Genomic DNA, 19,197 nt, shown 5'->3' with positions numbered 1-19,197 from the left:
GATGACATGGGGATGTCCGGAGGAACGTTCCGGCGAGATCCGGAGCGTAGCAGTGATCATTTCGTGTGCGTCGTACGGGGGTTCGACGTGTTTCGTGCGAGGAGCCGGACGCGGTGTGGTCCACCGAACCACACCGAGCCCGATTCCGTAACACGGGGAAAACCTGAAACCGGTTCGGCGCGGGAACAATCCAGCCAGCATCCGCACACGCACGCTCAGGGGACGAGGAGTTCGACCATGTCCGAGACGCAGAAGGCGGCCCGGCCGCAGGGGGCCGCGCCACCTGCCGGGAACGGCGTCGACCGGTTCTTCAGGATCTCCGAACGAGGATCCACCTTCGGCCGGGAGATACGCGGCGGCTTCGCCACGTTCTTCACCATGGCCTACATCCTCGTCCTGAACCCCATCATCCTCGGCAGCGCCAAGGACAAGTTCGGCCACACCCTCGACACCGGCCAGCTCGTCACCGCCACCGCGCTGGTGGCCTGCGTGATGACGGTCGTCATGGGCGTCGGCGGCAACCTGCCCCTCGCGATCGCGGCCGGACTCGGCCTCAACGCCGTCGTCGCCTTCCAGCTGGCGCCGCTGATGAGCTGGGCCGACGCGATGGGCCTGGTCGTCCTCGAAGGCCTGCTGATCTGCGTCCTGGTCCTCACCGGCCTGCGCGAGGCGATCATGAACGCCATCCCGCACCAGCTGAAGCAGGCGATCGGCGTCGGTATCGGCCTGTTCATCGCGTTCATCGGCTTCGTCGACGCGGGCTTCGTCAGCCGGATCCCGGACGCCGCGGACACCACCGTGCCGGTGCAGCTCGGTGCCGTCGGGCGGCTCACCGGCTGGCCCGTGCTCGTCTTCTGCGTCGGTGTGCTCCTGACCATCGCGCTGGTCGCGCGGAAGGTGAAGGGCGCGATCCTGATCAGCATCGTCACGATGACCGTGGTGGCGATCGTCATCAACTCCGCCGCGGACATCAAGAGCTGGGGCCTGACCACGCCGAAGATCCCCGACAAGGTCGTGGGCACGCCCGACTTCGGGCTCATCGGTCACTTCAGCCTGTTCGGCGGCTTCGGCAAGGCCGGTGTGCTCACCGCCGTCCTGCTCGTCTTCACCCTGATCCTGTCCGACTTCTTCGACGCCATGGGCACGATCGTCGGCATCAGCGCGGAGGCCGGGCTGCTCGACGAGCAGGGGCAGGTGCCGGGCATCGGGCGGGTGCTCTTCATCGACGGCGCGGCGGCGGTGGCCGGCGGCCTCGGCTCGGCCTCCTCCAACACGGCGTACATCGAGTCGGCGGCGGGCGTGGGCGAAGGGGCCCGCACCGGGTTCGCCAACCTGGTCACCGGCGGCCTGTTCGGTCTCGCCCTCTTCCTGACCCCGCTGCTGACCATCGTCCCGCTGCAGGCGGCGGCGCCCGCCCTGATCGCCGTGGGCTTCCTGATGATGACCCACGTCAAGCACATCGAGTGGGACAGGTACGAGATCGCGATCCCGGCGTTTCTGACGATCGCCGCGATGCCGTTCACCTACTCCATCACCGACGGCATCGGGGCGGGGTTCCTGGCGTACGTCGTGATCAAGGCGGTGCTGGGGAAGGCCAAGGAGGTCAACTGGCTGTTGTGGGCCGTGTCGGCGTTGTTCCTGGTCTACTTCGCGATCGATCCGGTGGAGCAGGTGCTGGGCGTGAAGTAGGGGGTGGGGCGCGAGGGTGCGTTGCCGGCCGCGGGTCCGCCGTGGCCGGTCGCGCGGTTCCCCGCGCCCCTTGCCGGGCGCCTACCTGAGCGCCGCCTCCATCATCGCCTTGGCCACCGGCGCCGCCAGCCCGTTGCCGCTGACCTCCGACCGGGCCGCGTCCGACTGTTCGACCAGGACCGCCACCGCGACCTCCTTGCCGGTGCTGTCGGACTTGCCGTACGACGTGAACCAGGCGTACGGCGTCTTGCTGTTGTTCTCGCCGTGCTGGGCCGTGCCCGTCTTGCCGCCCACCGTCACGCCGTCGATGAGCGCGTTCGTGCCCGTGCCCTCCTTGACGACCGTCTCCATCGCGGACTGCAGCTGCTCCGCGGTCGAGGAGCTGATGATCTCCTTGCTGTCCGCCTCGTCGTCGTAGTTCTTCAGCACGTCGCCGCCGCTGTCGGTGATCTGCGAGACCATGTGAGGGGAGACCAGCTTGCCGCCGTTGGCTATGGCAGCCGACACCATGGCCATCTGGAGCGGGGTCGCCGTCACGTCGAACTGGCCGATGCCGGAGAGACCGGTCTGGGCCTTGTCCATGTCCGACGGGTAGACGCTGGCGTAGGCGCGCACCGGGACGTCCAGCCTGTCGTCGTTGAAGCCGAACTTCTCCGCCATCGCCCTGACCTTGTCCTGGCCCAGGTCGACGGCCATCTTCCCGAAGACGTTGTTGCAGGAGTAGCGCAGGGCCGTGCGGATCGATGCGTTCTCACAGGGCGCCGAGGCGCTCTCGTTCCGCAGCGGGGTCGTGGTGCCCGGCAGGGTGTACGGGTTGGGGCTGTCGGTCCTGACGTCGACGTTCGCGTAGAGGCCGTCCTCCAGGGCCGCCGCCGCGACCACCAGCTTGAACGTCGAGCCCGGCGGCAGCGGCTGGCGCAGTGCCCGGTTGGTGAGCGGCTTGTCGCTGTCGGCGGTCAGCCGCTTCCAGGCCGTGCCGGCGCTGTTGGCGTCGGTGAGCGAGGTGGGGTCGTACGACGGGGTCGACACGACCGCCAGGATCCTGCCGGTCTTCGGGTCGATCGCGACCGCCGCGCCCTTCTTGTTCCCGAGCGCGTGGTAGGCGGCCTTCTGTACCGCCGGGTCGATCGTCGTGATCACGTCGCCGGGTTCGGCGCGCTCGCCGGTGACCGTGTCCATGACCGTTTTGAGTCTGCTGTCGGTGCCGTTCAGCAGGTCCTGGTAGATCCCCTCCAGCTGGGTCGGGGCATAGCTCTGCGAGGCGTAGCCCGTCACCGCGGCGTACAGCTTGCCGTTCGTGTACGTGCGCTTGTACCTGAGGTCGCTGCCGTCCGAGGACCTCGCCGAGCCGGTGATCGACTCACCGGCCACGACGATGTTCCCGAGCGGCTGCGAGTACGTCTCGATGGCGTTGCGCCGGTTGTCCGTGTCGTCCGCGAGGGCCTGGCCGTCGTAGAACTGCACCCATGTCGCCCTGGCCAGCAGAGCGAGCACGAGCAGCAGCGCGAAGACGGACGCCCGCCTGATCGTCTTGTTCATCCCGCTCAGACAGACGAGCGAGGACGGGGTGTACGTTCCCCTTCGGCCGCATTTCTCATCGTCTGCTCATGCGGGCGGCCAGGCCCCGCCGGGGTCAGAGCCGCCGGGTGGCCAGCGTCAGACGGTCCCGCGCGTCGAACAACGCGTCCTTGATCATCTGCTCGTGGGCGGCGGTGAGGCGGGCCACCGGCACCGAGCAGCTGATCGCGTCGCGGGCCGGCGTGCGGTAGGGGATCGCGATCCCGAAACAGCGCAGCCCCAGCGTGTTCTCCTCGCGGTCGATGGCGAAGCCCTGCTCGCGGATCTGGTGCAGTTCCCCGATGAGCTTCTCGCGGTCGGTGAGGGTGTGCTCGGTGAGCGCCGGCAGGGTCTCCGGCAGCAGCTTGCGGACCTGCTCGTCGGTATGGGTGGCGAGCAGCGCCTTGCCGAGCGAGGTGGAGTGCGCGGGCAGCCGGCGGCCGACCCGGGTGAAGGGGCGCAGGTAGTGCTGCGACTGGCGGGTGGCGAGGTAGACCACGTTCGTGCCGTCGAGGCGCGCCAGGTGGATGGTCTCCGTGGTGTCGTCGGAGAGCCGGTCCAGGGTCGGCCGGGCCGCCGCGACCACCTCGTCGCCGTCGATGTACGAGGTGCCGACCAGCAGGGCCCGCACCCCGATGCCGTACCGGGTGCCGGTCGCGTCCGTCTCCACCCAGCCCAGCTCCACCAGGGTGCGCAGCAACATGTAGAGGCTGGACTTGGGATATCCGACGGCCTCCTGGACGGCCGCGAGGGAGTGCATACCGGGCCGGCCGGCGAAATACTCCAGCAACTCCACGGTCCGCACCGCGGACTTGACCTGTGCCCCGCCGCCTGTCTCGCCTGCCGACATCGCCCTTGACCCCTTCGTTGGACGAGAAACCGAGGTTATAGTCTCCAACAGCATATTCATCATCAGAGACAGCGTTCAGTATATCGAACGTCGCTGGTGAACGACCCGGATATGACCTGAATATGATCCGGACAATGCGGCAGAACGCAATCATGGAGGGACCCGCGGTGGCAGCAGCACCAGTCTGGAGCGTCGACCCGCGCACCGGGAAGCAGCGTGAACAGGTTGCGGTGGAGGCCACGGCCGAGGAGGTCGACGCCGTCGTCACGGCCGCGCACGCCGCCCGCGCCTCCCTCGCCGACCGCACCGTCCGTGCGGCCTTCCTGCGCTCGGCCGCCGCCGGACTCGACGCGGCCAAGGACCGGCTGGTCGAGGCCGCCGACGCGGAGACCGCGCTCGGCCCCGTCCGGCTGACCGGCGAACTCGCCCGTACCGTCTACCAGCTGCGGGCGTTCGCGGACATCGTCGACGAGGGCGCCTTCCTCGACGTCATCATCAACCACCCCGACGCCACCGCCACCCCGCCCGTCCCGGACCTGCGCCGCTACAAGGTCCCGCTGGGCGTCGTCGCCGTCTACTCGGCCTCCAACTTCCCCTTCGCCTTCTCCGTCGCCGGCGGCGACACCGCGAGCGCGCTGGCCGCCGGCAACCCGGTCGTCGTCAAGGCCCACCCCGACCACCCGGCCCTGTCCGAACTGGTCGCCAAGGTGCTGCGCCGGGCCGCGGCCGGGCACGGCATCCCCGAGGCCGTGCTCGGTCTCGTGCACGGCTTCCAGGCCGGCATCGAGCTGATCGGGCACCCGCTGATCGCCGCCGCGGGCTTCACCGGTTCCGTCCGGGGCGGGCGCGCGCTCTTCGACGCGGCCGCCGCGCGTCCGGTGCCGATCCCCTTCCACGGCGAGCTGGGCTCCCTGAACCCGGTCCTCGTCACGGAGGCCGCGGCCACCGAGCGGGCCGAGGAGATCGGCACCGGGCTCGCCGGGTCGATGACCTTGGGTGTCGGGCAGTTCTGCGTGAAGCCGGGCCTGGTGCTGGTGCCGGCCGGCGCCGCCGGTGACGGCCTGGTCAAGTCTCTGACGGACGCGGTCAGCAACACCGACGCGGGCGTGCTGCTCGACCACCGGATGCGGGACAACTTCGTCGCCGGGGTCGCCGAGCGCGCCGGACTCCCCGACGTGGAGAGCCCGGTGACGCCGGGAGCGGGCGGCGAGCACACCGTGAGCGCCGGGTTCCTGACGGTCCCGGCGGGCCGGCTGGCCGAGGCCGGGGCGTACGACCTGCTCCTGGAGGAGTGCTTCGGGCCGGTGACCGTGGTGGTCCGCTACGAGGACCGGGCTGAGGCGACGGCGGTGCTGTCGCGGCTGCCGGGGAACCTCACGGCGACGGTGCACGTCTCCGCCGAGGAGGCCGCGGGGGAGGGGTCGGGGGCGGAGATCCTGGCGGAGCTGACGCCGCTGGCGGGGCGCGTACTGGTGAACGGATGGCCGACGGGGGTCGCCGTGGCCCCGGCCCAGCATCACGGCGGGCCGTACCCGGCCACCACCTCCACGTCGACCTCCGTGGGCGGCACGGCCATCGAGCGGTGGCTGCGGCCGGTGGCCTATCAGGGGGTGCCGGAGGCTCTGCTGCCGGCCGAGCTGAAGGACGGCAATCCGCTGGGGCTTCCTCGACGGTTCAACGGGGTTCTGGAGCGGTAGCGCCGTAGGGGCGTGGGATGCGTCGCGGAGTGCCGGTTCGCTGTGGTTGCGTCGCGCAGTTCCTCCGCCGGCCTTCGGTCGGGGGTACCCCCAGCGCCCCTTCGGGGGCGCTGACCCGCGCGCGCACCGAAAAGTCCTGCTGACACAATCCGACCATGGACGTCGAACTTCCCGAACTTCCTTTTCCGCTCCGTACCTACGGGCCCGACGGGCACTGGTTCCAGGAGGACGGGGTGCTCACCGGGTGGGCCGGGGCCCGGCAGGACCGGTTCGTGTCGCCCACCGGTGAGGCCCTGGACCCCGCCTCGGACGCGCCCCGGCTGCTGGGGGCTCCCGAAGGGGACTTCCAGCTGATCGCCCGGGTCACCGTCGGGTTCGGTGCCGCCTTCGACGCGGGTGTGCTGTACGTGCACGTCGGCGACCGGGCCTGGGCCAAGCTCTGTCTGGAGAACTCCCCGGACGTGCCCACCGTCTGCACGGTGGTCACCCGGGGGCACTCCGACGACGCCAACGCCTTCACCGTGGAGGGCAGTTCGGTATGGATGCGGATCAGCCGGACCGGCCGGGCGTTCGCCTTCCACGCCTCCCGGGACGGCAAGAGGTGGGTCTTCGTCCGGCTGTTCACCCTGGGCGGCGAGAAGGAGACGGAGAACGCGCTGGTCGGCTTCATGACCCAGTCGCCGATGGGCGAGGGCTGCGTGGTGACCTACGACCACATCGAGTTCAGGCCCGACTGGCCGGCCGACCTGCGCGACGGAAGCTGAGAGCGGAACTCCCCGGGGGCGCTCCGCTTCGCCGGCTCGGAACCGGTGCGGGCGCGGGCTCGTCCTCCCTTGCATGATCAGTAACCGTGGGAAGGGGCTGCGGGTGATCCGTACCGCCCTGTCCGCCGAGGCGGAGACCATCGCCGCGCTGCACCACCGGGCCCGGTCGACCTACTACCCGGACGGCCTCCCGGACGACGGCGTGGACTGGGCGGCCGCCTGGCGCGGTGCCGTCGAGCGGCCGGACGGGCAGGTGCTCTGTGCGGTGGAGGCGGGGTCCGTCATCGGGGTCGCCTCGTTCCGCACCCCGGAGGGCGCCGGTGCCGAAACGGTCAAGCTGTTCCAGTTCCACGTCGACCCCGGGCACTGGCGGGCCGGGGTCGGCACCGCCCTGCACGCCGCCTGTCTGGAGCAGTGGCGGGCCGAGGGCAGGCGGACCGCCGTGCTGGACGTGCACGTGGACAACCGGCGGGCCCAGGCCTTCTACGCCCGCCAGGGCTGGGTGCCGGACCCGGAGAACCCGCCGGCCGAGGGGGACCACCACCTGTACCTGCGGTACGCGGTGGGGTAGGAGCGAGGGGAATGAAGGCGGCTGTTTGAAGGTTCATGCAGTTGTAGGAGTTCCCTGTCGCTACCTGGAGAGCCGAGAACATGCGCGTCGAGATCTGGTCCGATATCGCTTGCCCCTGGTGCTATGTCGGAAAGGCGCGCTTCGAGAAGGCGCTCGCCGCGTTCCCGCACCGCGACGACGTCGAGGTCGTGCACCGCTCCTTCGAGCTGGACCCCGGCCGCGCCAAGGACGACGTCCAGCCGGTGCTGGCCATGCTCAGCAAGAAGTACGGCATGAGCGAGGCCCAGGCGCAGGCGGGCGAGGAGAACCTGGGCGCGCAGGCCGCGGGCGAGGGCCTCGCGTACCTGACCCGGGGCCGCGACCACGGCAACACCTTCGACATGCACCGGCTGCTGCACTTCGCCAAGGAGCAGGGCCGCCAGGACGAGCTGATCCAGATCCTCTACCGGGCGAACTTCGCCGAGGAGCGGTCCCTGTTCACCGAGGGCGAGGACCGGCTCGTGGAGCTGGCCGCGGAGGCCGGGCTGGACGCGGCGGCCGTGCGCGCGGTGCTCGCCGACCCGTCCCGCTACGCCGACGAGGTCCGAGCCGACGAGCGCGAGGCCGCCGAGCTCGGTGCCAACGGGGTGCCGTTCTTCGTCCTCGACCGGAAGTACGGGGTCTCGGGGGCCCAGCCCGCCGAGGTGTTCACGCAGGCCCTCACCCAGGCCTGGGGTGCGCGTTCCCCGCTGAAGCTGATCGACCAGGGCGGCGCGGAGGCCTGCGGGCCGGACGGGTGCGCGGTCCCGCAGAACTGAGAAGGCCAGGTCAGGGTCGTCGTATAAGCATCGCTTGGCGTATCCGCGTAGAAATCCGCAATGGACGGGGAGTTCCCCGGGCCGCAGAGTGGACGCATGGAGACCACGGAGACGTTCGAGAGCCTCGTCCGCGCCGAGTTCGCCCCGAAGACCATCTACCTCAACACCGCCAGCAACAGCCTGCTGCCCGCCCGTACCGTGGCCGCCCTGCACGAGGCGGCGCTGCTGCGGGCGGAGGGCCGGCCGCTGACCCCGCTGTACGAGGACGTGGAGGCGTGCCGGGCCGCCTACGCCCGGCTCGCCGGCGTCCCGGTGACCCGGGTCGCGGCGGGCGCCTCGGTCGCCGCGCACTCCGGCGTGATCGCCGCCTCGCTGCCGGCCGGCGCCGAAGTCCTCACCGCCGAGGACGACTTCACCTCCGTACTGAACCCGTTCCACGTCCGCGGCGACCTGAAGGTCCGCGCGGTGCCGCTGGAGCGCCTCGCGGACTCCGTCCGCCCGGACACCGCACTCGTGGCGGTCAGCGCGGTCCAGTCGGCGGACGGCCGGCTCGCCGACCTGCCCGCGCTCCGGGAGGCCGCCGGTGCGCACGGGGCCCGCACCTACGTCGACTTCTCCCAGGCGGCCGGCTGGCTGCCGATGGACGCCGACGGGTACGACTTCACCGCCTCCGTCTCCTTCAAGTGGCTGCTCGGACCGCACGGTGTGGCCTTCCTCGTGCTCCCCGAGGACTTCGGCGGCCTCACCCCGCTGCTCGCGGGCTGGGTCGCGGGCGAGGAACCGTGGCTCAGCTGCTACGGACCGGTCGCCGAACTCGCCCACTCCGCACGCCGGTTCGACCTCACCCACGCCCTGTTCACGTTCGCCGGCCTGCGCCGCTCGCTCGACCTGATCGAGGAGCTCGGCATGACCGCCGTGCACGCCCACGACGTGGGCCTCGCCGACCGGTTCCGCGCCGGTCTCGCGGCCCTCGGGCACGAACCGGTGCCCGCGCCCGGCTCGGCGATCGTCTCGGTCCCCGGGCTCGGCGGCCGGCAGCCCGCACTGAGCCGGGCCGGCATCGAGGTCTCCGACCGCGCGGGCAACCTGCGCGCGGCCTTCCACCTCTTCAACACCCCCGCCGACGTGGACCGGCTCCTCGACGCCCTCGCGGGCTGAACCGGCTCAGGGGCCGCCACGACGGACGTGACGGCCCCTGAAGGGGAGCGGGTTGAACGCTCAGCGGATCGGCGTGAAGTCCCGCGCCCCGATGAACTCCGGCCGGCGTACCGGTGCGGCGAACGGTTCCACCGCGGTGTTCTCCACGCTGTTGAACACGATGAAGACGTTGCTGCGCGGGAACGGCGTGATGTTGTCGCCGGAGCCGTGCATGCAGTTGCAGTCGAACCAGGTCGCCGACCCGGCCCTGCCGGTGAACAGCCTGATGCCGTGCCGCGAGGCCAGTTCCGTCAGCGCCTCGTCCGACGGGGTGCCCGCGTCCTGCATCTGCAGCGACTTCTTGTAGTTGTCCTCGGGCGTGGCGCCGGCGCAGCCCAGGAACGTCCGGTGCGAGCCCGGCATGATCATCAGGCCGCCGTTGGTGTCGTGGTTCTCGGTCAGGGCGATCGAGACGGACACCGTGCGCATGTTCGGCAGGCCGTCCTCGGCGTGCCAGGTCTCGAAGTCCGAGTGCCAGTAGAAGCCGCTGGCGCCGAACCCCGGCTTGACGTTGATCCGGGACTGGTGGACGTACACGTCCGAGCCGAGGATCTGCCGGGCCCGGCCGACCACCCGCTCGTCGCGCACCAGGTTCGCGAACACCTCGCTGATCCGGTGCACCTCGAAGACGGACCGTATCTCCTTGGACTGCGGCTCGACGATGGAGCGTTCGTCGGCCCGGATCGCCGGGTCGGTGATCAGCCGCTCCAGCTCCCGCTGGTACACGGCGACCTCGTCGTCCCCGATGAGCTGGTCGACGGTGAGGAAGCCGTCGCGCTCGAAGGCCTCCAGCCGGTCCGTCGCGATCGGCCCGGGACCGCCGGGCGCCGACCAGACGACCGGGTCCTTGCGGGGGACGGCGACCTCGACGGGGCCGCGGCTCGGGTAGAGGTCGGTGATGGTGGTCATGGTCAGCCCTCCTCCGTCAGCAGGGGATAGACGCCGTTCTCGTCGTGGTCCTCCCGGCCGGTGACCGGCGGGTTGAACACGCAGATGCAGCGGAAGTCCTCCTTGACGCGCAGCGAGTGCCGCTCGTGCCCGTCGAGGAGGTACATGGTCCCGGGGGTGATCGTGTACGACGTCCCGGTCTCGTGGTCGGTCAGCTCGGCCTCGCCCTCGACGCAGACGACGGCCTCGATGTGGTTGGCGTACCACATCGACGTCTCGGTGCCCGCGTACAGGATCGTCTCGTGCAGCGAGAAGCCGACCCGCTCCTTCGCGAGGACGATGCGTTTGCTCTCCCAGGTCCCGGACGCGGACTTCACATGCCGGTCGGTGCCTTCGGTCTCCTTGAACGAACGGACGATCACGGTGGTGTACAGCCTCCTCGGTTCTGATCGGTCAGACGGTCTCGCGGACGGCGCGGGCGAGGACGCTCAGTCCCTCGTCCAGCTCGTCCGGGGTGACGGTCAGGGCGGGCAGCAGCTTGACGACCTCGCTCTCCGGCCCCGACGTCTCGATGAGCAGCCCGAGTTCGAAGGCGCGCCGGGCGATCCGCCCGGCCCGTTCCTTGTCGTGGAACTCCAGGCCCCACACCAGGCCCCGCCCCCGGTACTCGCGCACGTCGGCCAGGTTCTCCTCGACGATCGCGATGAGCCCCTGCTCGACCTGCTCGCCCTTGGTCCGGGTCTGCTTCTCCATCGCCGGGCCGTCGGTCCAGTAGCTCTCCAGGGCGGCGGCCGCGGTGACGAAGGCGGGGTTGTTGCCGCGGAAGGTGCCGTTGTGCTCGCCCGGCTCCCACACGTCCAGCTCGGGCCGGAACAGGCACAGCGACATCGGCAGCCCGTAGCCGCTGATGGACTTGGACACGGTGACGATGTCCGGGACGATCCCCGACTCCTCGAAGGAGAAGAAGGCACCGGTACGTCCGCAGCCCATCTGGATGTCGTCGACGATCAGCAGCATGTCCTGCCGCTCGCAGAGCGCCTTCAGGGCGCGCAGCCACTCGGGCCGGGCGACGTTGATGCCGCCCTCGCCCTGCACGGTCTCCACGATCACCGCGGCCGGCTTGTTGAGTCCGGACCCCTGGTCCTCGAGGAGTCGCTCGAACCACAGGAAGTCCGGCACCGTCCCGTCGAAGTAGTTGTCGAACGGCATCGGCGTCCCGTGCACCAGCGGGACCCCGGCCCCGGCCCGTTTGAACGCGTTGCCGGTGACGGCGAGCGAGCCGAGGGACATCCCGTGGAACGCGTTGGTGAACGACACGATCGCCTCGCGCCCCTTCACCTTCCGGGCGAGCTTGAGCGCCGACTCGACGGCGTTCGTCCCCGTCGGCCCCGGGAACATGACCTTGTACGGCAGCTCGCGCGGCCGCAGCACCAGGTCCTGGAACGTCTGCAGGAACGACCGCTTGGCCGTCGTCGACATGTCGAGACCGTGGGTGACGCCGTCCCGTTCCAGGTAGTCGAGCAGCGCCCGTTTCAGTACCGGGTTGTTGTGGCCGTAGTTGAGTGATCCGGCGCCGGCGAAGAAGTCGAGGTACTCGTGGCCGTCCTCGTCGTACATGCGGCTGCCCCGGGCCCGGTCGAACACGGTCGGCCAGCCGCGGCAGTAGCTGCGGACCTCGGACTCCAGGGTCTCGAAGACGCTGAGGTCGGGCTGGATGATGGTCACGGCGGGGCTCCTCAGTGTGATGTGGGGGTCAAGGGGCCGATGCGGTACAGGACTTCGGGGTCGTGCGGACCGTCGGGGAACTCACCTGCCTCGAACAGCACCGTGCGCTCGACGACGGCGCCGTGCCGGGCGGCGTACGCGGTGAACAGGCGCTCGGAGGCGGTGTTGCCGGGCGTGATGGTGGTCTCGACGGCGGTCAGCGGCCGGTCGGCGGCCACCCGTGCCGTGAGTCCGTCCAGCAGCCGCGCCGCGATGCCGCGCCCGCGCTGCGCGGCATCCACGGCCACCTGCCAGACGAGCAGCGTGTCCGGTCGGTCCGGCCGGGTGTATCCGGTCACGAACCCGACGGGCTCGCCGTCCGCGCCCCGCGCCACCGCCGAGGTGCCGGCGAAATCCCGGCACCACAGCAGATAGCTGTACGAGGAGTTGAGATCGAGGCTTCCGGAATCCTTGGCGATTCGCCAGAGAGCGGCACCGTCGGTCACCAGCGGGCGGTCGACGACCAGGTCTGCTTGTGGGGCAGTCATGCGAATTGAATTTAGCGAGGCAAATGCGAAAACGCACGGCGGGTGCGACCGGTGGCTGAATCTGCGCTGCCTGTATGTCCATATATATCCCGCCGCAAAGCGGGCAAATTACCCCACCGTGTGGAGTGTGTCACAGGGTTGAAACCTGGACGAAATTCCCTCTGTTTAGTTGCGCAAAAAGCGGGCAGAAGAACTCGGGTAAGCCATCCACCGAAAACCAATTCGGGATTTCCTTGAATTCAGGCGCCGGGAACACCGACTGCCCGCTCCCGCAACCGTCCGGCCTGCTGTCACCAGGCGGACTCGACCGCCCGCCCGGCACCCTCCGGGTCCACCGCCAGCCCCCGCCTCGCCAGTCCCGCGCCGATCGCCGCCAGGCTCGACCGGACGGCGCCGACCGTCGCGTCCACTCCGTAGTGGTTGACCCGGATCATCTCCCCGGCCAGGGCGCCCCCGCCCGCGGCCAGCGGCAGGGCGCCGTCGCCCGCCAGGGCCTCGGCGACCAGCTCCGACGCCACCACGCCCGGCGGCACCCGCAGGGTCGTGGCGACCGGCGCCGCGTCGGACTCCGCGTACACGTACGGCTCCAGGCCGCCGCCGAGGGCCACCGCCCCGGCCCGGGTGGCCAGCGCGGCCCTACGGTGCCGGGCCATCACGGTCTCCGGGCCGTCCGCCTCGATCCGCTCGACGCACGCCTCCAGCGCCAGCATCTCCAGCTGTGCCGGCGCGTGCAGCAGCACCTTGCGGCCGCCGTCGACCCAGCGCTCCTTCCAGTCCAGCAGGGAGAGGTAGGAGCGGCGCGGGGCGTTCGGGTTCGCCGCCATCCGGGCCCACGCCCGCTCGCTCACCGACACCGCCGAGACGCCGGCCGGGCCGCCCATCGCCTTCTGCGCCCCGATCACGCACAGATCCACGCCCCACGCGTCCGGCAGCACCGGCTCGGCCCCCACCGAGGCGACCGCGTCCAGGTAGAAGAGGGCGCCGTGGGCCCGTACCGCCTCGCCGATCTCCGCGACCGGGTTGGTGTTGCCGGTCGCCGCCTCCGCGTGCACCAGGGACACGAAGTCGATCTCCGGATGTTCGGCGAACGCCTCGCGGACCTGTGCGGCCGTCACCGCCGTGTGGAAGGGCACCGCGAGGTCGATCACCGTCGCACCGCAGTCCCGCAGCCAGTTCCCGAACGTCTGCCCGTACGGGCCGGTGATCACGTTCAGTGCGGTCGTCCCCGGCCCCGCCGCCGCCCTGATCGCGCCCTCCAGCGGCAGCAGTGCCTCACCCTGCATGATCACGACGTCCTGGCGGGTGTCCAGCAGCCGGGCCACCCGGTCCTCGATCGCGGCGAAGCGGGCGGCGGTCAGCGGGGGCAGGTCGAGGAAGGGGTGGGTCACGGCAGGGCTCTCCTCAGTCGCGGCAGGTGGATCAAGACGAGCGTAACCGCCGCCCCTTCACCGCTCCGACCGGCGACTTCCTAGGTCGGGCGGTCCCTCAACCCTCGGTTTGGTTTGGGGAACTCAAACATCTCCTTATAATCGGAACCCGTAGAACCGGAATCCAAAGCTCCCCCACAGATCATCGGGAGCTTCCCCACAGACTCACGGGAGGTCTCGTGACCACGCTCCTCGGGCGCCGCCGGGCTCGCGCCCTGGCCGCCGTCACCGCCGCGGCCGGGCTGGCCCTCGTGGCCGGCTGCACGTCGAGCGGCAACGGCTCCAGCGCCTCCAGGACGGCCGCCGGCGGGGTCGAACTCGTCAAGGCCGGGCAGCTCACCACCTGCACCCACCTGCCGTACCCGCCGTTCCAGTCGGAGATCGACGGCAAGGTGCAGGGCTTCGACGTCTCGATGATCGACCTGGTCGCCAAGAACCTCGGCGTGAAGCAGCAGATCCTCGACACGCCGTTCGAGAACTTCAAGACCGGCGCCTTCCTCAACTCCGGCGAGTGCGACCTGGCCGCGGCCGGCATGACCATCACCGCCGAACGGAAGAAGAACGTCGACTTCTCCGACCCGTACTTCGACGCCACCCAGGCCCTCCTCGTCGACAGGAACAGCGGCATCACCTCGCTCGCCGACGCCAAGGCCAAGAAGGTCAAGCTGGGCGCCCAGGCGCAGACCACCGGCGAGGACTACGTCAGCAAGCAGGGCTTCGACCCGGTCTCCTTCGAGTCCTCCGACGCCGTCCTCAACGGTCTGCGCACCGGCCAGGTCAAGGCCGTCGTCATCGACTACCCGGTGGTCCAGGGCTGGCTGAAGGACAAGGCCAACGCGAACGCCTTCCAGGTCGCCGGCAACATCAACACCGGCGAGCAGTACGGCTTCACGGTGAAGAAGGGCAACACCAAGCTGCTCTCCGCCGTCAACAAGGCGATCGCCGACGCCAAGGCCGACGGCACGTACAAGAAGCTGTACGAGAAGTGGATCGGCCCCTACGACGCCTCGGCCGCGTCCCCCGCCGCCTCATGACCGCAGGCACGGACACGGAACTCCAGCCGCGCCGCAAGGGCCTGTCCCGGCGGCAGCGGCGCCGGCTGTCGCGCGGGGCGCAGTACGTCGTCTTCGTCGCCGCCGTCGTCGCCTTCGCCGTCGGCGCCGACTGGGGACGGCTGCAGAACCAGTTCGCCCAGTGGGACATCGCCAAGCAGATGTTCCCGGACGTCATCACGCTGGCGCTGAAGAACACCGTGCTCTACACCCTGTCCGGCTTCGTCGTCGGACTGGCCCTCGGCATGGTGATCGCGCTCATGCGGCTGTCGTCGGTCGGCCCCTACCGCTGGCTGGCCGGCATCTACATCGAGATCTTCCGCGGCCTGCCCGCCCTGCTGATCTTCATCTTCATCGGCGTCGCCGTCCCGCTCGCCTTCCCCGGCACCGAGATCGTCGGCGGCACCTACGGCAAGGTGGCCCTCGCGCTCGGCCTGGTCGCCGCCGCCTACATGGCCGAGACGATCCGGGCGGGCATCCAGGCGGTCCCCAGGGGACAGCTGGAAGCCGCCCGTTCACTGGGCTTCTCACCCGCCCGCGCCATGGTCTCGATCGTCATCCCGCAGGCGTTCCGCATCATCCTCCCGCCGCTGACCAACGAACTGGTGCTCCTCTTCAAGGACTCCTCCCTGGTCCTCTTCCTCGGCGTCACCCTGGAGGAGCGCGAACTGTCCAAGTACGGCCGCGACCTGGCCAGTACGACCGCCAACTCCACGCCGATCCTCGTCGCCGGCCTGTGCTACCTGCTGGTCACGATCCCGCTCGGCTTCGTCGTGCGCCGCATGGAGGCGAAGGCCCAGGAGGCCGTCAAGTGAGCCGACCCGAGATCGAGGTGAAGGGCCTGCACAAGTCCTTCGGCGACAACGAGGTGCTGCGCGGCATCGACCTGGAGATCGGCCAGGGCGAGGTCGTCTGCGTCATCGGCCCCTCCGGCTCCGGCAAGTCCACCCTGCTGCGCTGCGTCAACCTCCTGGAAGAGCCCACCCAGGGGCAGGTGTTCGTCGGCGGTACCGAGTTGACGGACCCGGACGTCGACATCGACGCCGTGCGCCGCCGGATCGGCATGGTCTTCCAGCAGTTCAACCTGTTCCCGCACCTCACGGTCACGGAGAACCTCACGCTGCCGCAGCGCCGCGTGCTGCGCCGGGACAGGGCGACGGCGGCACGGGTCGCCGCCGAGAACCTCGCCCGCGTGGGTCTGACCGAGAAGGCGGACGCCTACCCCGCCGCCCTCTCCGGCGGCCAGCAGCAGCGGGTGGCGATCGCCCGCTCGCTCTCCATGGGCCCCGAGGTGATGCTCTTCGACGAGCCGACCTCGGCCCTCGACCCGGAACTGGTCGGGGACGTCCTGGCGGTGATGCGGATGCTGGCCCGGGAGGGCATGACCATGATGGTGGTCACCCACGAGATGACCTTCGCCCGCGAGGTCGCCGACCGGGTCGTCTTCATGGACGGCGGGGTCGTCGTCGAGGACGGTGCCCCGGACCAGGTCATCGGCAACCCCACCCACGCCCGCACCCGCCACTTCCTCTCCCGCCTCCTGGACCCGGCCATGGCCCAGGTGGAGGAGGAGACCACGGAGTAGCCGCGCCGGACCGGCTGTCGGTACCGCGTGCGAGGGTTCGGGCATGGACGCACAGCACGCGGAACGCGGTGGGGACGAGACCGTCGCCTTCTTCGAGCGGCGGGGACTGCCCGAGTCGTCGTACGGGAACCTCCACGAGGAGTCCTACGACGTGCACCCCGGCCCGCTCGCGGTCGCCGGCGGCCTTGACCTGGACCTGGACGCGCCGGCGCCGGCATCGTCGTCGACGACGGCCGCCCGGCGGTGGTCGTCCTCGGCGATCTGCGGGCCGCCTACAGCTGCCTCGAAGGCGACGCCGAACCGCTGGTGCCGGGCAGCGTCACCGTGGACGCCTTCCCAGGCGCCATGACGGACAAACTCGTCCTGATCCACGGTGACCTGCGGGCCAGGGCGACCGTCCTGTCCGGCGAGTTCGGCCCAGACCTCGTCGGCGCCACCCTGCACGGCGCCGTCGTCGCGCCCGCCTGCCCCGACCTCGCCCGGGACGTCGACCCGGCCTCGGTCCTCGTGCCCGAGGTGCTGCGCGCCGAAGGCGAGGAGGACTGGCGTTCCCTCGACGCCCCGCGGGTGCACGGCGGCCGGCTGCAGAGCCGCATCGATGAGGGTCTGCCGGTCGTCCTAGGCTGAGCCCCATGAGCGATCAGGCGGTGCTGCACGTGAAGGGCAGGGTCCTCGTGGGCCCCGAGGACGTCCGCGACGAGCTGTGGGTGGTGGACGGCCGGGTCTCCTACGACCGCCCCGCCGGCGCCCGTGACACCAGGACCGTCGAGGGCTGGGCGCTCCCCGGTCTCGTCGACGCCCACTGCCACGTCGGCCTCGGCCCGCACGGCCCGGTCGACGCGGCCACGGCCGAGAAGCAGGCCCTCACCGACCGCGAGGCCGGCACCCTCCTCATCCGGGACGCGGGCTCGCCGTCCGACACCCGCTGGGTCGACGACCGCGACGACCTCCCGAAGATCGTCCGGGCCGGCCGGCACATCGCCCGCACCCGCCGCTACATCAGGAACTTCGCCCACGAGATCGAGCCCGCCGACCTGGTCGCGTACGTCGCAGAGGAGGCCCGGCGCGGCGACGGCTGGGTCAAGCTGGTCGGCGACTGGATCGACCGCGACCTCGGCGACCTGGCCCCCAGCTGGCCCCGGGACGCCGTCGAGGCGGCCATCGCCGAGGCCCACCGGCTCGGCGCCCGGGTCACCGCCCACTGCTTCGCCGAGAACTCGCTCCAGGACCTGGTCGAGGCCGGCATCGACTGCATCGAGCACGCCACGGGACTGACCGAGGACCTGATCCCCCTCTTCGCCGAGCGCGGCGTCGCGATCGTCCCGACCCTCGTCAACATCGCCACCTTCCCGGACCTGGCGGCGGGCGGCGAGGCCAGGTTCCCCCGCTGGTCGGCCCACATGCGCCGGCTGTACGAGCGCCGCTACGACACCGTCCGGGCCGCCTACGACGCCGGGATCCCGGTGTACGTCGGCACCGACGCCGGCGGCTCCCTCGCCCACGGCCTGGTCGCGGGCGAGGTCGCCGAACTCGTCACCGCCGGGATCCCGCCCCGCGACGCGCTCGCGGCGACCAGCTGGGCGGCCCGCGCCTGGCTGGGCAGGCCTGGTCTGGAGGAGGGCGCACCGGCGGACCTGGTGGTGTACGAGAGCGACCCGCGCGCGGACGTGCGCGTCCTCGCATCCCCCCGGAGAGTGGTGCTGAACGGGCAGGTCGTGGAGTAAGGGAACTCCTGTGCCGACCGAGTCGAATACGTGCGCGGAAAGTCCACTATTGAGTGAAGTGACGCAGGATTGCTGCCCGTTCACCCACAGTGCGTAATTCTTGGCGGGTCCCGAGCAAGTTTCCTCTGGGGGTCCCACCACCTTGAACACCGACGCATTCCGTACGCCCGCACGCCGTCTCGCGACCCTCGCGACGGCCACGGCCCTGGCCGCCGGTCCCGCGGCCCTGGCCGGCGCGGGCACCGCACACGCGACCACCGACCACGGTCGCGCGAGCGCGGTCGTCCTGCGCACCGGCCTCGACGTCTCCCTCCTGAACAAGACCGTGAACGTCCCGCTCGCGGTCTCCCTCAACGAGGTCCAGGCACCGCGGAGCGCCGACCGGACGGCGCTGACCGCGACCCTCGACGGAGTCGACGGCGGCAAGCCGTTCAACGTCCTCGGTGCGGACGTCGCCTCGGCGAGGGCCACCGCCTCCGCCGACCGCGCCGAGGCCGCCGTCCACCTCGCCCACGCCCGGCTGCACCTGCCCGGCCTGCCCCTGCTGTCCCTCGTCGAACTCGACACGGTCACCTCCAGGGCCACCTGCGAGACCGGCGGACGGCCGGAGGCCGACGCCGACGTGCTCGGCGCCGTCACCGTGCTCGGCAAGCGCGTGACACTGAGCGCGGGCGGCCCCACCGACGTCAAGGTCCCCGGCGTCGGCGAGGTCCGCCTCGACCTGTCCAAGCGCGAGACGACCTCGACCACGGCGGCGGCCAGCGCCCTCGAACTCAGGGTCTCCATCAACCCGCTGAAGCTCAACGTGGCCGAGGTGACGGGAACCGTGACCCTGGCGAGGACGACCTGCGAGACGCCACCCGACCCCGCGGCGGCCCCGGCGGACCCCGCCCACCCGTCCGACCCGTCCGACCCGGTGTCCGACGTGAAGGTGCAGGGCGCCCCGGAGAAGGAGACGAAGCTGGCGGAGACGGGCGGCAGTTCGGTGACGCCGTACGTGGCGGGCGGCGCGCTCGTACTCGTGGTCGCCGGGGGAGGCGCGTTTGTGCTGACGCGCCGCAGCTGCGGCCCTCGACCAAGTTGTTCCGCCGGATCGTGTTGTCCCGGATGACCGCGTTGTAGCTGGTCTCGTAGATCAGCGCGGCAC

At 70.8% G+C, this 19,197-nt stretch carries 20 protein-coding genes; 13 read left to right on the top strand and 7 right to left on the bottom strand.

All coding sequences use genetic code 11. The annotated features are described in order from the left end of the window. Positions 1-237 precede the first annotated feature (237 nt). Complete coding sequence (locus AB0472_RS39830) at positions 238-1,689, top strand: NCS2 family permease (RefSeq protein ID WP_366364236.1); 1,452 nt, start codon at positions 238-240, stop codon at positions 1,687-1,689. An 81-nt stretch (positions 1,690-1,770) separates the two neighbouring features. Here AB0472_RS39830 and AB0472_RS39825 read toward each other — a convergent pair whose 3' ends face one another. Beyond that, positions 1,771-3,228 (bottom strand): penicillin-binding transpeptidase domain-containing protein, encoded by a 1,458-nt coding sequence (locus AB0472_RS39825; protein WP_366364234.1) that lies wholly within the window; start codon positions 3,226-3,228, stop codon positions 1,771-1,773. Between the two features lie 94 nt (positions 3,229-3,322). Next, positions 3,323-4,096 carry an IclR family transcriptional regulator gene (locus AB0472_RS39820; RefSeq protein ID WP_366364232.1) on the bottom strand — a complete coding sequence of 258 codons (774 nt, stop codon included), beginning with the start codon at positions 4,094-4,096 and terminating at the stop codon, positions 3,323-3,325. 167 nt (positions 4,097-4,263) lie between these two features. On the opposite strand from AB0472_RS39820, the gene AB0472_RS39815 reads away from it, so the two are divergent. From AB0472_RS39815 to AB0472_RS39795, 5 genes are all read left to right on the top strand, one after another. Then, positions 4,264-5,793 carry an aldehyde dehydrogenase (NADP(+)) gene (locus tag AB0472_RS39815; protein WP_366364230.1) on the top strand — a complete coding sequence of 510 codons (1,530 nt, stop codon included), beginning with the start codon at positions 4,264-4,266 and terminating at the stop codon, positions 5,791-5,793. Positions 5,794-5,948: 155 nt separating this feature from the next. Beyond that, entirely contained in the window at positions 5,949-6,557 is a 609-nt protein-coding gene (locus tag AB0472_RS39810; protein WP_366364228.1) for a DUF1349 domain-containing protein, read from the top strand. 73 nt (positions 6,558-6,630) lie between these two features. Then, entirely contained in the window at positions 6,631-7,128 is a 498-nt protein-coding gene (locus tag AB0472_RS39805; RefSeq protein ID WP_366364227.1) for a GNAT family N-acetyltransferase, read from the top strand. A gap of 80 nt (positions 7,129-7,208) precedes the next feature. Continuing rightward, positions 7,209-7,925, top strand: coding sequence for a DsbA family oxidoreductase (locus AB0472_RS39800; protein ID WP_366364225.1), 717 nt, complete (start codon positions 7,209-7,211; stop codon positions 7,923-7,925). Positions 7,926-8,021: 96 nt separating this feature from the next. Then, the gene (locus AB0472_RS39795) at positions 8,022-9,083 is read left to right on the top strand and encodes an aminotransferase class V-fold PLP-dependent enzyme (RefSeq protein ID WP_366364223.1); all 1,062 of its coding nucleotides are present in this window, start codon (positions 8,022-8,024) and stop codon (positions 9,081-9,083) included. Between the two features lie 60 nt (positions 9,084-9,143). Here the strand turns inward: AB0472_RS39795 and thpD are convergent, their stop codons facing one another. From thpD to AB0472_RS39770, 5 genes are all read right to left on the bottom strand, one after another. Continuing rightward, the gene (thpD, locus tag AB0472_RS39790; RefSeq protein ID WP_366364221.1) at positions 9,144-10,031 is read right to left on the bottom strand and encodes an ectoine hydroxylase; all 888 of its coding nucleotides are present in this window, start codon (positions 10,029-10,031) and stop codon (positions 9,144-9,146) included. Positions 10,032-10,033: 2 nt separating this feature from the next. Further along, entirely contained in the window at positions 10,034-10,432 is a 399-nt protein-coding gene (locus AB0472_RS39785; RefSeq protein ID WP_366364219.1) for an ectoine synthase, read from the bottom strand. A gap of 31 nt (positions 10,433-10,463) precedes the next feature. Next, entirely contained in the window at positions 10,464-11,735 is a 1,272-nt protein-coding gene (gene ectB, locus AB0472_RS39780) for a diaminobutyrate--2-oxoglutarate transaminase (protein ID WP_366364217.1), read from the bottom strand. A gap of 11 nt (positions 11,736-11,746) precedes the next feature. After that, entirely contained in the window at positions 11,747-12,262 is a 516-nt protein-coding gene (ectA, locus tag AB0472_RS39775; RefSeq protein ID WP_366364215.1) for a diaminobutyrate acetyltransferase, read from the bottom strand. A 290-nt stretch (positions 12,263-12,552) separates the two neighbouring features. Continuing rightward, positions 12,553-13,650, bottom strand: a complete 1,098-nt coding sequence (locus AB0472_RS39770; protein ID WP_366364213.1) for an aminotransferase class V-fold PLP-dependent enzyme — start codon at positions 13,648-13,650, stop codon at positions 12,553-12,555. Positions 13,651-13,868: 218 nt separating this feature from the next. On the opposite strand from AB0472_RS39770, the gene AB0472_RS39765 reads away from it, so the two are divergent. The 7 genes from AB0472_RS39765 to AB0472_RS39735 all read left to right on the top strand — a co-directional run bounded on the left by AB0472_RS39765 (position 13,869) and on the right by AB0472_RS39735 (position 19,161). Then, positions 13,869-14,723: an ABC transporter substrate-binding protein gene (locus AB0472_RS39765; RefSeq protein WP_366364211.1), complete on the top strand. Its 855-nt coding sequence runs from the start codon at positions 13,869-13,871 to the stop codon at positions 14,721-14,723. Then, the gene (locus AB0472_RS39760; protein WP_366364209.1) at positions 14,720-15,556 is read left to right on the top strand and encodes an amino acid ABC transporter permease; all 837 of its coding nucleotides are present in this window, start codon (positions 14,720-14,722) and stop codon (positions 15,554-15,556) included. The genes AB0472_RS39765 and AB0472_RS39760 overlap by 4 nt, the downstream gene beginning before the upstream one ends. After that, complete coding sequence (locus tag AB0472_RS39755) at positions 15,553-16,326, top strand: amino acid ABC transporter ATP-binding protein (protein WP_366364207.1); 774 nt, start codon at positions 15,553-15,555, stop codon at positions 16,324-16,326. Before AB0472_RS39760 ends, AB0472_RS39755 begins: the two co-directional genes overlap by 4 nt. 43 nt (positions 16,327-16,369) lie before the next feature. Further along, on the top strand, positions 16,370-16,675 hold the full coding sequence (locus AB0472_RS39750; protein WP_366364205.1) for a hypothetical protein: 306 nt from the start codon (positions 16,370-16,372) through the stop codon (positions 16,673-16,675). Beyond that, positions 16,672-16,953, top strand: coding sequence for a hypothetical protein (locus AB0472_RS39745; protein WP_366364203.1), 282 nt, complete (start codon positions 16,672-16,674; stop codon positions 16,951-16,953). Before AB0472_RS39750 ends, AB0472_RS39745 begins: the two co-directional genes overlap by 4 nt. 5 nt (positions 16,954-16,958) lie before the next feature. Continuing rightward, a complete protein-coding gene (locus tag AB0472_RS39740; protein ID WP_366364201.1) occupies positions 16,959-18,050 on the top strand; it encodes an amidohydrolase family protein in 1,092 nt (363 codons plus the stop codon). 142 nt (positions 18,051-18,192) lie between these two features. After that, positions 18,193-19,161, top strand: a complete 969-nt coding sequence (locus AB0472_RS39735; RefSeq protein WP_366364199.1) for an SCO1860 family LAETG-anchored protein — start codon at positions 18,193-18,195, stop codon at positions 19,159-19,161. Positions 19,162-19,197: the final 36 nt, after the last annotated feature.

This window comes from Streptomyces sp. NPDC086777 (assembly GCF_040702065.1).
Taxonomy (GTDB): Bacteria; Actinomycetota; Actinomycetes; order Streptomycetales; family Streptomycetaceae; genus Streptomyces.
This window is presented reverse-complemented; position numbering and strand designations above follow the sequence as displayed.

Excerpts from the sequence above, each read along its gene's own strand:
- AB0472_RS39830 (WP_366364236.1), top strand. The coding sequence starts at position 238 with ATGTCCGAGACGCAGAAGGCGGCCCGGCCGCAGGGGGCCGCGCCACCT.
- thpD (WP_366364221.1), bottom strand. The coding sequence starts at position 10,031 with ATGACCACCATCACCGACCTCTACCCGAGCCGCGGCCCCGTCGAGGTC.
- AB0472_RS39745 (WP_366364203.1), top strand. The coding sequence starts at position 16,672 with ATGACGGACAAACTCGTCCTGATCCACGGTGACCTGCGGGCCAGGGCG.
- AB0472_RS39810 (WP_366364228.1), top strand. The coding sequence starts at position 5,949 with ATGGACGTCGAACTTCCCGAACTTCCTTTTCCGCTCCGTACCTACGGG.
- AB0472_RS39750 (WP_366364205.1), top strand. The coding sequence starts at position 16,370 with ATGGACGCACAGCACGCGGAACGCGGTGGGGACGAGACCGTCGCCTTC.
- AB0472_RS39760 (WP_366364209.1), top strand. The coding sequence starts at position 14,720 with ATGACCGCAGGCACGGACACGGAACTCCAGCCGCGCCGCAAGGGCCTG.
- ectA (WP_366364215.1), bottom strand. The coding sequence starts at position 12,262 with ATGACTGCCCCACAAGCAGACCTGGTCGTCGACCGCCCGCTGGTGACC.
- AB0472_RS39795 (WP_366364223.1), top strand. The coding sequence starts at position 8,022 with ATGGAGACCACGGAGACGTTCGAGAGCCTCGTCCGCGCCGAGTTCGCC.
- AB0472_RS39820 (WP_366364232.1), bottom strand. The coding sequence starts at position 4,096 with ATGTCGGCAGGCGAGACAGGCGGCGGGGCACAGGTCAAGTCCGCGGTG.
- AB0472_RS39800 (WP_366364225.1), top strand. The coding sequence starts at position 7,209 with ATGCGCGTCGAGATCTGGTCCGATATCGCTTGCCCCTGGTGCTATGTC.
- AB0472_RS39740 (WP_366364201.1), top strand. The coding sequence starts at position 16,959 with ATGAGCGATCAGGCGGTGCTGCACGTGAAGGGCAGGGTCCTCGTGGGC.
- AB0472_RS39825 (WP_366364234.1), bottom strand. The coding sequence starts at position 3,228 with ATGAACAAGACGATCAGGCGGGCGTCCGTCTTCGCGCTGCTGCTCGTG.
- AB0472_RS39805 (WP_366364227.1), top strand. The coding sequence starts at position 6,631 with ATGATCAGTAACCGTGGGAAGGGGCTGCGGGTGATCCGTACCGCCCTG.